Below are 12873 nucleotides of genomic sequence, written 5' to 3'. Positions count from 1 at the left end.
GTGCCGTGACCTGCGCCGCAAAGGTACGGTCCAGGCGCGTTTGCTCAGGGGCGGGTCATGCGCAGCACGTCGAGTGCCTCGTCGAGCTGTTCCAGGGTGAGCAGTCCGCGGTCGACGTACCCGGATTCGAGGACGACCTGCCGGATGGTCGTGCGCTCCGCAAGGGCCTTCTTGGCCACCTTCGCCGCCTCCTCGTAGCCGATGTAGCGGTTGAGGGGGGTGACGACGGACGGGGAGGACTCGGCGTACTCGCGGGCCCGCTCGGCGTTGGCGGTGATGCCGTCGACCGTGCGGTCGGCCAGCAGGCGGGAGGCGTTGGCGAGGAGCCGGATCGATTCCAGGAGGTTCCTGGCCATCACCGGCAGCATCACGTTGAGCTCGAAGTTGCCGGCGGCGCCGGCCGTGGCGACGGTGAGGTCGTTGCCGGTGACCTGGGCGGCGACCATGAGCACGGCCTCGCAGACGACCGGGTTGACCTTGCCGGGCATGATCGAGGAGCCGGGCTGCAGGTCGGGCAGGGCGATCTCGGCGAGCCCGGTGCGCGGGCCGGAGCCCATCCAGCGCAGATCGTTGGCGATCTTGGTGAGGCCGACGGCGATGGTGCGCAGCTGCCCGCTGGCCTCCACCAGGCCGTCGCGTGCGCCCTGCGCCTCGAAGTGGTTGCGCGCCTCGGTCAGCGGCAGCCCGGTGACCCGGGCGACCTCGGCGATGACGGCCGGCGAGAAGCCGGGCGGGGTGTTGATGCCGGTGCCCACGGCCGTGCCGCCGAGCGGCAGTTCGGCCAGGCGCGGCAGCGCGGTGCGCAGCCGCTCGACGCCGTACCGCACCTGGGCCGCGTACCCGCCGAACTCCTGTCCGAGGGTCACCGGGGTGGCGTCCATCAGGTGGGTGCGCCCGGCCTTGACGACGTCCGCGAACTCCGTCGCCTTGCGCTCCAGCGCCGCCGCCAGGTGCTCCAGGGCCGGGATCAGGTCCCGCGTGACGGCGGCGGTGGCGGCGATGTGGATCGAGGAGGGGAAGACGTCGTTGGAGGACTGGCTCGCGTTGACGTGGTCGTTGGGGTGCACCGGGCGGCCGAGCCGCTCCGTGGCCAGGGTGGCGACGACCTCGTTGACGTTCATGTTGGAGGACGTGCCCGAGCCGGTCTGGAAGACGTCGACGGGGAAGTGGTCGTCCCAGTGGCCCTCGGCAACCTCGCCGGCCGCCTCCGCGACGGCCGCGGCCACGTCGGCCTCCAGCACCCCCAGCTCGCCGTTGACCTTCGCGGCCGCGGCCTTGATGCGGCCGAGCGCCTCGATGTGGGCGCGTTCCAGCCGCTGTCCGCTGATGGGGAAGTTCTCCACGGCGCGCTGGGTCTGGGCCCGCCACTTGGCGTGGGCGGGAACGCGGACCTCCCCCATCGAGTCGTGCTCGATCCGGAACTGGCCACTGTCGGTCATGGTCATTACCTCCTGACAAACACAGCGTTTGTCTCGTTCCCCGTGTTCCCAAAAGGCCCTCGTGACTACTAAATACCGCGAGTAACAACAGAACTCGGGGAGGCTCCATGTCCCGGACACGCAGACCCACCCTGCGATGTTCCCTCGCCACGCTCGCCGCCCTCGCGGCGGCGGTCGGCGGACTGACCGTCGGCGGACCGGCGGCGGCCGCCGCCGCGCCCCGCACCACCACCGCGTCCACCCCCCTCGCCCCCGACCTCGAAAAGCTGCGGGCGGCCGAATCCGTCAAGCTCTACGGCGACGCCGCCGAGCGGCCCATGGACCAGCGCAAGACCTCGCTGCTCTCCCTGGGCGACAGCGAGATCTCCGGCGAGGGCGTCGGAACGTACGAGCGCGGCACCGACGGGCCGGACAACTGGTGCCACCGCTCGCCCGACGCCGCCATCCACCGCACCGGCATACCCGCCGACCTCACCTACAACGTGGCCTGTTCCGGTGCCTCCACCGTCAACATCCGCATCGGCGGCAGCAAGCAGTACGCCGACGAGCTCGTCCAGAGCGACGCCCTGGCCGTCAAGGCCCGCACCACGCGCGTGAAGATGGTGCTCCTGGTCGCCGGCGCCAACGACGACCTGCAGTTCGGCCCCGTGATGACCGACTGCGTCGAGCGCTACCTGCTGCTGCAGGGGCCCTGCGAGCCCAAGTACGCCCCCGGCTGGCAGGCCCGCGTCGACGGCCTGGTGCCCAAGGTCGAGGCGACCGTACGGGACCTGCGCAAGGTCATGACGGACGCCGGCTACGCCGACGGCGACTACAAACTCGTCGTCATGGGCTACCCCAGCCCCATCGGGCCCGACATCGAGGACAACCCCGACTTCCCCGGCAAGATCCCCGGCGGCTGCGTCGGCCACACCTCCGACGCCGCCTGGGGCCGCAACGCTGCGGTGCCCGCCTTCGAACGCGGCATGCGGCAGGTGGCCCGGGACACCGGCGTGTACTTCCTCGACAACTCCCGCCTCTTCCACGGCCACGAGGTGTGCATGGAGGACCCCTGGGCACGCGGGCTGTGGATCGAGCTGTCCAACCCCTTCCCGCCGGACGCCAACTCCGTACGGCAGTCCTTCCACCCCAACCAGCGCGGCCACGGCGCCTTCGCGTCCTGCCTCACCCAGCTGTACACGTCCGGCTACCGCGAGGCCGGCTGCGCCGACCCCGCGAGCACGGGCACGCCGCAGCTGTACGCGGGCGCGTGGGACGACGCGTACCGGCCGCTGCGCGGTGAAGCGGCGGGTACCTGCGTGGACGCGTACGGCGCCGCCAGCGCCGACGGCACCACGGTGGGCGGCTGGCCCTGCACGGCCGGGGCCCGCAACCAGCAGTGGTGGTACGACGCCGGGCGCGGCTCCCTGCACACGGCGCTGACGCACGACCGCTGCGTGGACGTCCCCGGCGGCCGCTACACGGCCGGGGCGGCGGTGACCCTGTGGAACTGCCACGGCGGCACGAACCAGCAGTTCGTGCGGTCGGGCTCGACGTTCCGCCCGACGGCGGCGCAGGACCTGTGCCTGACGCTGGCAGGGGCGAAGGAGCCGGTGCGCCTGCAGAAGTGCGACGGCTCGGGCGCGCAGCGCTTCGCGTAGCCGTACGTCCTCGGACGCCGGACGGGCTGTTCAGCCCGTCCGGCGTTTGCGCTACTTCCGCACCGGAATCGTCATGAACGTCGGGGCCGGCGCCGGGTCCGTGAAGAAGTCGTTGCCCTTGTCGTCCACAACGATGAACGCCGGGAAGTCCTCGACCTCGATCTTCCAGACCGCCTCCATGCCGAGCTCCTCGTACTCGACGACCTCGACCTTCTTGATGCAGTCCTGCGCCAGGCGCGCCGCCGGGCCGCCGATCGAGCCGAGGTAGAAGCCGCCGTGGGCGGCGCACGCGTCGGTGACCTGCTTGCTGCGGTTGCCCTTGGCGAGCATGACCTTCGAGCCGCCCGCGGCCTGGAACTGCTCGACGTAGGAGTCCATGCGGCCGGCCGTCGTGGGGCCGAAGGAGCCCGAGGCGTAGCCCTCGGGGGTCTTGGCCGGGCCCGCGTAGTAGACCGGGTGGTCGCGCAGGTACTGCGGCATCTCCTCGCCCGCGTCCAGCCGCTCCTTGATCTTCGCGTGGGCGATGTCGCGCGCGACGACGAGCGGGCCGGTCAGCGAGAGCCGGGTCTTGACGGGGTACTTGGTGAGCTCGGCGAGGATCTCGTCCATCGGCCGGTTGAGGTCGATGCGGACGACCTCGTCGTCGCCGAGGTGCTCGTCGGTCGTCTCCGGCAGGTACTTCGCCGGGTCGGTCTCCAGCTGCTCCAGGAAGACGCCCTCGGCGGTGATCTTCGCGACGGCCTGGCGGTCGGCGGAGCAGGAGACGGCGATGGCCACCGGGCAGGACGCGCCGTGGCGCGGCAGGCGCACGACGCGGACGTCGTGGCAGAAGTACTTGCCGCCGAACTGCGCGCCGATGCCGATCTTCTGCGTGAGCTCGAAGACCTTCTCCTCCAGCTCCTTGTCGCGGAAGCCGTGGCCGAGCGGGGAGCCCTCCTCCGGCAGCTCGTCGAGGTAGTGCGCGGAGGCGTACTTGGCGGTCTTCAGCGCGTACTCGGCGGACGTGCCGCCGACGACGATCGCCAGGTGGTACGGCGGGCAGGCGGCCGTGCCGAGCGAGCGGATCTTCTCCTCCAGGAACTTCATCATGCTCGCCTCGTTGAGCACGGCCTTCGTCTCCTGGTAGAGGAAGGACTTGTTGGCCGAGCCGCCGCCCTTGGCCATGAAGAGGAACTTGTAGGCGCCGCCGTCGGTGGCGTACAGCTCGATCTGCGCCGGCAGGTTGGAGCCGGTGTTCTTCTCGTCCCACATGGTCAGCGGCGCCATCTGCGAGTAGCGCAGGTTGAGCTCGGTGTAGGCGTCGAAGATGCCGCGGGAGAGGGCCTTCTCGTCCTCGCCCTCGGTCAGCACGTTCTGACCGCGCTTGCCCATGACGATCGCGGTGCCGGTGTCCTGGCACATGGGCAGGACGCCGGCGGCGGCGATGTTGGCGTTCTTGAGCAGGTCCAGCGCGACGAACTTGTCGTTGGCGGACGCCTCGGGGTCGTCGATGATCTTCCGCAGCTGCGCGAGGTGCGCGGGCCGCAGGAAGTGCTGGATGTCGTGGATGGCCTCGGCGGCGAGCTTGCGCAGCGCCTCCGGCTCCACCTTGAGGAAGGTGCGGCCGTCCGCCTCGAAGGTGGACACGCCCTCGGCGGTCACCAGGCGGTACGGCGTGGTGTCCTCGCCCAGGGGCAGCAGGTCGGTGTACGCAAACTCTGAGTTCGCTGACTTCGCGGGCATCGCGGCGGCCATTCCTCACTCGGCAGACGGCTGTGCGCCGACGTCTTCGGCAGCGCTGAAACAGCCTAAAACCCCCGGAGGCGCGGACGCAGGTGAGGTAGGACTCACTTGGGTTCCCCGACGGCCGGTACAGCGCTATCGCGATCTATCGCGTATCGCTAATCTGAAGGACGTGGACGACTCATCCCCTGAGCGCGTGTCGCTCACGAAGCAGCCCGGACAGCCCGCACCGCCCGCGCTGCGCGCCTCCGACGCCGACCGCGACCGGGTCGCCGGCATCCTGCGCGAGGCGCTCGCCGAGGGCCGGCTGACGGCCGAGGAGCACTCCGAGCGCATCGGCGCGGTCTACAGCGCGAAGACGCACGCGGAGCTGGAGCCGCTGGTGCACGACCTGCCCGGCGGCCGGGAGGCCGCCCGGGCCCCCGGAGCCGTGGGGCCCGCTTCCACGCGCCCGTACGACGCCTCCGTACGCCCCGTCGCGGCGCCGGCCGAGAATCTCGTCGCCGTCTTCGGTGGCGCCAGTCGCAAGGGCCGCTGGCGGGTGGGCGCGCGCACGAATGCAATCGCGGTGTTCGGCGGCGTGGAGGTGGACCTCACGGAGGCGCTGTTCGAGCACCGGCAGATCGTCGTCAACGCCTGGTGCGCCTTCGGCGGCGTGGAAATCAAGGTGCCGGAGAATGTGACCCTGCGCGGCGGCGGAACCGGCGTCTTCGGCGGCTTCGAGGTGCGCGCCAACGAGTCCCCCGACCCGGACGCGCCGATGGTGATCGTCACGGGTTTCGCCCTCTTCGGCGGTGTGGAGGCGCGGACCCGGCGGGGCAAGCGGATCAAGCGGCTGAGCCGGGAGGGGTGACGGGGCAGGCGAGGATATTCCGCTCATGGCAACGGTGTGAATAAGCTCGCGCACAGCGGGTAAAGCTTGGTGCATCGCCTCTCGGACGGCTACGGGTGCGAATGGCCGTGCGCGTCGAGGCGGGCAAAGGTGACTCAAATCGGCCGAGCAAAGCCGTCGTCAGGAGTAGACCGTGCTGCTACCGCATCAGCCCCTGCAGGAAGCCGCCGTTCCGTCCCAGCGGATTTCCGCTCGGGAACAGGCCGGCCCCTGGCATTCGGAGGCGGTGTGCCGCCGGGACGAGGCAGGGCTGTTCTTCGCACCATCAAAGGAACCCACCGCTGCCCGGCTTTCCCGCGAGGAGGCCGCCAAGCGCGTCTGTGCCCGGTGCCCGGTCATGGTCGAGTGCCGGGAGCACGCGCTGTTGCAGCCCGAGCCGTACGGGGTGTGGGGCGGGCTCACCGCGGCCGAGCGCCGGGTCGTGCTCGCCAGGCGCCGTCGCCGGGACGCCGACCTCCAGCGCGCCGCCCAGGTGGCCGCCGCGGGCTGACGCCGCGCTCCTTGGCCGCCTGTCGTCTCCACCACGGGCCGGGCCCCGCCGTTCGACGGCGGGGCCCGGCCCGTTCGGTGCGCAGGCGCCCGTGCGTCAGCTGGGGCGCTCGAAGTCGATGGTGCTGTAGGCGCGCAGCTTCGACAGCCGGTGCTCGGAGTCGATCAGGCGGATCGTGCCCGACTTCGAGCGCATGACCAGCGACTGGGTGGTCGCCGTCTCGGAGCGGTAGCGCACGCCGCGCAGCAGCTCGCCGTCGGTGATGCCGGTGGCGACGAAGAACACGTTCTCCCCGCTGACCAGGTCGTCCGTGTGCAGGACGCGGTCGAGGTCGTGGCCGGCGTCCAGCGCCCGCTGCCGCTCCTCGGCGTCCTTCGGCCACAGCTTGGCCTGGATCGTGCCGCCCAGGCACTTCATCGCGCAGGCCGCGATGATGCCCTCCGGCGTACCGCCGACGCCGAGCAGCAGGTCGACGCCGGTGCCCTCGCGGGCCGCCATGATCGCGCCGGCCACGTCGCCGTCGGAGATGAACTTGATGCGGGCGCCGGCCTCGCGGATCTCCTTGACCAGGCCCTCGTGCCGGGGGCGGTCCAGGACGACGACCGTGACGTCCTCGACGGAGGAGCGCTTGGCCTTGGCGATACGGCGGATGTTCACCGCGACGGGCGCGTCGATGTCGACGAAGTCGGCCGCCTCCGGGCCCGTCACCAGCTTGTCCATGTAGAAGACCGCGGACGGGTCGAACATCGTGCCCCGCTCGGCGACGGCCAGCACGGAGACCGCGTTGGCCATGCCCTTGGCGGTCAGCGTGGTGCCGTCGACCGGGTCCACGGCCACGTCGCACTCGGCGCCGGTGCCGTCGCCGACCCGCTCGCCGTTGTAGAGCATCGGGGCGTTGTCCTTCTCGCCCTCGCCGATGACCACGACGCCGTTCATGGAGACGGTGTGGATCAGCGCGCGCATGGCCCGGACGGCCGCGCCGTCGGCGCCGTTCTTGTCCCCGCGGCCCACCCAGCGGCCCGAGGCCATGGCACCGGCCTCGGTGACACGGACGAGCTCCAGCGCGAGGTTGCGGTCGGGGGCCTCCGGACTGACCTCGAGCTGGGACGGCAGGTGGTGATCGGACATCGGGGCGCACCTTTCTGTACGGCGGCTCTGTACGGCGGCGGCCGTGGGGCTCCTCCCGGGCCACGGGTGGGCCGGGAGGGTGAGGGTGTCATGACTTTATCGGTTGATTGCCTAAGTGAGCAGGGCGCCCCACGTTTGAGCAGTCAGGTCGGCGTCAAGATCCCTCGGAGCATGGGGGACGATGGGGGCGTGGCAGGTAGGAACGGCAAGACCCAGACCATCCGGAACATGCTGCTGTCGCTGGCGGTGGTGATCCCGGTGGCCGCACTCAGTTACCTCTTCATCCCGCACGACGGCAGCGGCGATCCGGTGCGCACCATCGGCTACCGCGTCGAGCTCGACACCGCGCGCCGGGCAGCGCCCTACCCGGTGGCCGCCCCCGAGGGCCTGGGCGAGGGCTGGCGGGCGACGTCCGTGTCGTACAAGGCGGGCGGCAAGCAGGGCTCCGCGTGGCACCTGGGCTTCCTCGACCCGCAGCGGCAGTACGTGGCGGTCGAGCAGAGCGACGGCCCGGCCCCGGCCTTCGTCGACGAGGTGACGCAGCGCGCCGAGAAGACCGGCCGCACGGAGAAGATCGGCGGCGCCGTCTGGCAGCGCTACGAGGGGCCGAAGTACAACGCGCTGGTGCGCGAGGAGCCGGGCGTGACCACCGTGGTGACCGGCAGTGCCACGCAGGAGCGGCTCATGGAAATGGCCGCCGCGCTGCGCACCGGGAAGGCCAAGGGCTGACCCGGGGCGCGCACACGGCGGCCGACAAGAGCTGCGACGGGCGCGTCAGACGGTGGTGACGGCCTGCTCGTAGGACAGGCGCGGGGAGCGCGGGTAGAAGGCGTCCGCGCCCGGCTTGCCGATGTTGACGATCATCAGCGGCGCGTGGTCGTCGTCCAGGAACTCCTTCTGCACGGCCGCGAAGTCGAAGCCGGTCATCGGGCCGGCGGCCAGGCCGGCGGCGCGGATGCCGAGGATGAAGTACGCGGCCTGCAGGGCGCCGTTCATCGCGGCGGACTGCTCGCGGACCGGGCGCTCGCTGAAGAACAGCTCCTTGGCCTGCGGGAAGTGCGGCAGCAGGGCCGGCAGCTCCTCGTGGAACTCGTTGTCCGCGGCGAGGATGGCCACCAGCGGCGCGGCCGCGGTCTTGGCCTGGTTGCCCTCGGCCATCAGCGGCACCAGGCGCTCACGGGCCTCGGCCGAGCGGACCAGCACCACGCGCAGCGGCGACTGGTTGAAGGCGGTGGGGGCGAGCTTGATCAGGTCGTAGACGGCCTGCATCTGCTCGTCGGTCACCGGCTCGTCGGTGAAGGTGTTGGCGGTGTGGGCCTCGCGGAACAGCAGGTCCTGAGCGGCGGCGTCGAGGGCGAGGGTCATTTCGGTGCAACCTTCCAAAAGCGGTACGGGGTGCGGCTTGGCCGACTCCCTCAACGTACGCCGAGGTAGATGAATTTTCAACTAAATTGGAAGTTCGTGAGACCCGGGTCACATCGCCGTGCTTCGAACCGTCAGTCGGACTCCGCCGGCTCCCCCGCCGCCTCGGCCGTCTCCTCCTCCGCCAGCGCCGCGTCCAGCCGCGCCCGCGCCCCCTCCAGCCAGCGCCGGCACACCTTCGCCAGCGCCTCGCCCCGCTCCCACAGGGCCAGCGACTCCTCCAGCGTCGTGCCGCCCGCCTCCAGCCGGCGCACCACCTCGATCAGCTCGTCACGCGCCTGCTCGTAGCCCAGCGCATCGAGATCGTCCACGGCCCCACCGGCACCAGTCGTCGTCGCCATGCCCACCAGCCTATGCGGGGGGTACGACAGCGCCCGGCCCCGCGGCCGCAGGCGCGTCGGCCCCCGCCACGGCCTCCACCGCGAACTCGCCCTCGGCCACCCGCGCACGCAGCCGCTCCTGCGGCGCCACCTCCTCCGGCGAGCGCACCACGTGCCCGTCCGCACGCTGCAGCACCGCGTACCCCCGGCGCAGCGTCGCCGCCGGGGAGAGCGCCACCACCCGGGCCCGGGTGTGCGCCAGCTCCGACTCTGCCCGGTCCAGCAGGTGGCCCAGCGTGCGACGGGCCCGCGCCGTCAGCGCGTCCACCTGCTCGGCACGCTCCTCCACCATCCGCTGCGGCCGCTCCATGCACGGCCGCGCCCGCGCCGCCGCCAGCCCCCGCTCCTCCCGGTCCAGGTGCGCGGTCACACAGCGCAGGGCCCTCTCGCGCAGCTGACGCACCCGCGCCAGCTCCTCGCCCACGTCCGGCACCACGCGCTTCGCCGCGTCCGTGGGCGTCGAGGCCCGCAGGTCGGCCACCAGGTCCAGCAGCGGCGTGTCCGGCTCGTGGCCGATGGCCGACACCACCGGCGTACGGCAGGCGGCCACCGCCCGCACGAGCTCCTCGTCCGAGAACGGCAGCAGATCCTCCACGCTGCCGCCACCGCGCGCCACGACGATCACGTCCACGTCGGCGTGCGCGTCCAGCTCCCGCACGGCCTCGACCACGGCCGGCACGGCGTGCACCCCCTGCACCGGCACGTTGCGCACCTCGAAGCGGACCGCCGGCCAGCGGTGCCGCGCGTTCTCCAGCACGTCCCGCTCGGCGGCGGACGCCCGGCCGCACACCAGGCCGATCAGCTGCGGCAGAAAGGGCAGCGGACGCTTGCGCTCCGGCGCGAACAGACCCTCCGCCGCCAGGGACTTCTTCAACTGCTCCAACCGCGCCAGCAGCTCGCCCACCCCCACCGGCCGGATCTCCGTCGCCCGCAGCGACAGCTGCCCCCGCGGGGCGTACCACTCCGGCTTCGCGTGCACGACCACCCGGGCGCCCTCGGAGACGACGTCCGCAATCCGGTCGAAGACGGCGCGATAACAGGTGACGGTCAGCGAAATGTCGTGCGACGGGTCGCGCAGCGTCAGGAACACCACGCCGGCACCCGGACGCCGGGAGAGCTGGGTGATCTGCCCCTCGACCCAGATGGCGCCCAGCCGGTCGATCCACCCGCCGATGAGGCGGCTGACCTGGCCGACGGGAAGCGGGGTGTCGGGGGAGGTGTGCACAGCCATGGGGCGAGCGTAGTGGGGAGGGGTGACAGGGGTGCGGGTCGCGGGTGGTGCGCCTGCGGCGGGCCGGGCCCTAGTCCCGCCCGCTGGACGGTGCCCTCACCCCGGCGCCGGGCGCCACTGGAAGGCCAGGACCACCAGGCCCACCGCCAGCCAGGCCACGCCGACGAGCTGCGCCGTCAACGCCGCATTCGCCAGTACCGCCAGCACCACCGCCAGCCCGCAGACCGGCACCAGCGCCCCCCGCCCCCGGAACCACGCCAGGACCGACATGTGCAGCAGCGCGAACGCGCACAGCGCTCCCACGTTGACCACGGACACCAGCCGGTCGAGGCCGTCCGGGCGCCAGGCCGCCCACACCGCCGCGATCAGCGTGATCGCGGCCGCGCCCAGCAGCGCCCGCCGGGGGACGCCCGACGTACCGTCCACCTTGGCCAGTGCCCGGGGGAGGCGCCGGTCGCGTGCCATCGCGTACAGCAGGCGTCCGGCCGCCGCCTGTCCGGCCAGGGCGGCGAACGCCGCGCCCACCGCCTTGCTCGCCGCCACCAGGTGGTGCAGCCACGTGCCGGTGGCCGCGTCGACCGTGTCGTAGAAGGCCGCCCCTTGCCGGGCCGGCTGTGCCGCCAGTTCGGCGGGCGAGGCGGGGGCCAGCAGGGCGGCCAGGTAGGTCTGGGCGACGAAGAGCACGCCCGCGACCGCCAGGCACGTGAGCACCGCCCGGGCGACCTTGTGCGAGCCGCCCGCGGCCTCCTCCGCGAAGGTGGCGATCGCGTCGAAGCCCAGGTACGACAGCACCGCCACCGACACGGCTGTCAGCACCGCGCCCGTGTCGAAGGCGCCTTCTCCGGTGAGCGGCGCGAGCCAGTCGCGGCGCGCCCCGCCCTGCGCCAGGGCGACCGTGGCGGCCGCCACGAAGACGGCGAGGACGGCGATCTCCATGGCCAGGACCAGCAGGCCCACGCGGGCCGCCGTGCGCACGCCCCACAGGTTGAGCCCGGTGGTCACCGCGACGGCGATCGTCGTCCACGCCCACTGCGGGACCGCCGGTACCAGGGCGTGCAGGGCGATGCCGGAGAAGAGGTAGGCGACGGCGGGGATGAGCAGGTAGTCGAGCATCGCCATCCAGCCGGCCACGAAGCCGGGCCCTTCGCCGAGCCCGAGCCGGGCGTACGCGTACACCGAGCCGGCCTGCGGGGCGACCTGCACCATGCGGGCGTACGAGTGCGCCGTGAAGGCCATGGCCAGGGTCGCGACCAGGTAGACCAGTGCCACCGCGCCGTGGGACCTGGCCGACAGCGTGCCGAAGACGCCGACCGGCGCCATGGGCGCGATGAACAGCAGCCCGTAGACGACGAGGTCGCGGAAGGACAGGGACCGGTGCAGCGACTCGTCCCCGTGCGGCGGCGGCACGGCGGCGCGCGGGGCGGAGCGAGGGGCCATGGGGCCAGTATTCGGTGCGGCCGGCGGGCGGCCGGGCGGGCCACGCCGGTGGGCGGGGGCCCGTACGATGGACCGCATGACTGCCACCTCCGCCCGCAAGGTCCTGCTCGCAGCCCCCCGTGGCTACTGCGCGGGTGTGGACCGTGCCGTCATCGCCGTCGAGAAGGCCCTCGAGCAGTACGGCGCGCCCGTCTACGTGCGGCACGAGATCGTGCACAACAAGTACGTCGTCAAGACGCTGGAGAAGAAGGGCGCGATCTTCGTCGACGAGACGTTCGAGGTGCCCGAGGGCAACATCGTCATCTTCTCGGCGCACGGCGTGGCCCCGACCGTCCACGAGGAGGCCGCGCGCGGCAAGCTGGCCACCATCGACGCCACGTGCCCGCTGGTGACCAAGGTGCACAAGGAGGCCGTCCGCTTCGCCAAGGAGGACTACGACATCCTCCTGATCGGCCACGAGGGCCACGAGGAGGTCATCGGCACCTCCGGCGAGGCCCCCGAGCACATCCAGCTCGTCGACGGCCCCAAGGACGTGGCGAACGTCGAGATCCGCGACCCGGAGAAGGTCGTGTGGCTCTCCCAGACCACGCTGTCGGTCGACGAGACCATGGAGACCGTCGACGCGCTCAAGGAGCGCTTCCCGCTGCTGCAGTCGCCGCCCAGCGACGACATCTGCTACGCCACGCAGAACCGCCAGCTGGCCGTGAAGCAGATGGGCGCCGAGGCCGACCTCGTCATCGTCGTCGGCTCGCGCAACTCCTCCAACTCCAAGCGCCTGGTCGAGGTCGCCCTCGGTGCCGGCGCCCGCGACGCCCACCTGGTCGACTTCGCCGAGGAGATCGACGAGGCGTGGCTGGAGGGCGTGAACACCGTCGGCGTCACCTCCGGCGCCTCCGTTCCGGAGATCCTCGTCGACGGCGTCCTGGAGTGGCTGGCCCAGCGCGGCTACGAGGACGTCGAGACGATCAAGGCCGCCGAGGAGTCGATCACCTTCTCGCTCCCCAAGGAGCTCCGGCGCGATCTGCGGGCCGAGGCCGCGACCCTGGTCGCCCCCGCCGAGGGCACCTCGTCCGAGGGGTGACGGGCGTCGCC

General features: G+C 72.1%; 12 protein-coding genes. 5 read left to right on the top strand and 7 right to left on the bottom strand.

Annotated features, from left to right (window positions below; genetic code table 11):
* Window positions 1–44: 44 nt before the first annotated feature.
* A complete protein-coding gene (locus tag AB0K17_RS01830) occupies window positions 45–1439 on the bottom strand; it encodes a class II fumarate hydratase (protein WP_365981759.1) in 1395 nt (464 codons plus the stop codon).
* Window positions 1440–1546: 107 nt separating this feature from the next.
* On the opposite strand from AB0K17_RS01830, the gene AB0K17_RS01825 reads away from it, so the two are divergent.
* Window positions 1547–3079, top strand: a complete 1533-nt coding sequence (locus tag AB0K17_RS01825; protein WP_365981758.1) for a ricin-type beta-trefoil lectin domain protein — start codon at window positions 1547–1549, stop codon at window positions 3077–3079.
* 51 nt (window positions 3080–3130) lie between these two features.
* Here AB0K17_RS01825 and AB0K17_RS01820 read toward each other — a convergent pair whose 3' ends face one another.
* Window positions 3131–4801, bottom strand: coding sequence for a fumarate hydratase (locus AB0K17_RS01820; protein ID WP_365966782.1), 1671 nt, complete (start codon window positions 4799–4801; stop codon window positions 3131–3133).
* 196 nt (window positions 4802–4997) lie between these two features.
* Between AB0K17_RS01820 and AB0K17_RS01815 the strand changes: the two genes are divergently transcribed.
* Both AB0K17_RS01815 and AB0K17_RS01810 read left to right on the top strand, forming a co-directional pair.
* A complete protein-coding gene (locus tag AB0K17_RS01815; RefSeq protein ID WP_365981757.1) occupies window positions 4998–5654 on the top strand; it encodes a DUF1707 domain-containing protein in 657 nt (218 codons plus the stop codon).
* Window positions 5655–5826: 172 nt separating this feature from the next.
* Entirely contained in the window at window positions 5827–6183 is a 357-nt protein-coding gene (locus AB0K17_RS01810) for a WhiB family transcriptional regulator (RefSeq protein ID WP_365966781.1), read from the top strand.
* A gap of 96 nt (window positions 6184–6279) precedes the next feature.
* On the opposite strand, the gene glpX is transcribed toward AB0K17_RS01810, so the two are convergent.
* Window positions 6280–7311, bottom strand: a complete 1032-nt coding sequence (glpX, locus tag AB0K17_RS01805) for a class II fructose-bisphosphatase (protein WP_344436696.1) — start codon at window positions 7309–7311, stop codon at window positions 6280–6282.
* 189 nt (window positions 7312–7500) lie between these two features.
* On the opposite strand from glpX, the gene AB0K17_RS01800 reads away from it, so the two are divergent.
* Window positions 7501–8040 carry a DUF4245 domain-containing protein gene (locus AB0K17_RS01800; RefSeq protein ID WP_365981756.1) on the top strand — a complete coding sequence of 180 codons (540 nt, stop codon included), beginning with the start codon at window positions 7501–7503 and terminating at the stop codon, window positions 8038–8040.
* Window positions 8041–8085: 45 nt separating this feature from the next.
* Here AB0K17_RS01800 and AB0K17_RS01795 read toward each other — a convergent pair whose 3' ends face one another.
* From AB0K17_RS01795 to AB0K17_RS01780, 4 genes are all read right to left on the bottom strand, one after another.
* Window positions 8086–8676 (bottom strand): malonic semialdehyde reductase, encoded by a 591-nt coding sequence (locus AB0K17_RS01795; RefSeq protein ID WP_365966779.1) that lies wholly within the window; start codon window positions 8674–8676, stop codon window positions 8086–8088.
* Window positions 8677–8807: 131 nt separating this feature from the next.
* Window positions 8808–9074, bottom strand: coding sequence for an exodeoxyribonuclease VII small subunit (locus AB0K17_RS01790; RefSeq protein WP_365966778.1), 267 nt, complete (start codon window positions 9072–9074; stop codon window positions 8808–8810).
* Window positions 9075–9084: 10 nt separating this feature from the next.
* A complete protein-coding gene (gene xseA, locus AB0K17_RS01785; RefSeq protein ID WP_365981755.1) occupies window positions 9085–10344 on the bottom strand; it encodes an exodeoxyribonuclease VII large subunit in 1260 nt (419 codons plus the stop codon).
* 96 nt (window positions 10345–10440) lie between these two features.
* On the bottom strand, window positions 10441–11781 hold the full coding sequence (locus tag AB0K17_RS01780) for an APC family permease (protein ID WP_365966776.1): 1341 nt from the start codon (window positions 11779–11781) through the stop codon (window positions 10441–10443).
* A 76-nt stretch (window positions 11782–11857) separates the two neighbouring features.
* Here AB0K17_RS01780 and AB0K17_RS01775 point away from each other — a divergent pair, with 76 nt between their 5' ends.
* Window positions 11858–12862, top strand: a complete 1005-nt coding sequence (locus AB0K17_RS01775; protein ID WP_365966775.1) for a 4-hydroxy-3-methylbut-2-enyl diphosphate reductase — start codon at window positions 11858–11860, stop codon at window positions 12860–12862.
* The last annotated feature ends 11 nt before the right edge of the window (window positions 12863–12873 follow it).

Origin of the sequence: Streptomyces sp. NPDC049585 (assembly GCF_040675615.1) — a bacterium.
Classification (GTDB): domain Bacteria; phylum Actinomycetota; class Actinomycetes; order Streptomycetales; family Streptomycetaceae; genus Streptomyces; species Streptomyces luteosporeus.
The sequence above is the reverse complement of the archived record's forward strand: the minus strand, read 5'-3'. Positions and strand labels throughout refer to the sequence as shown.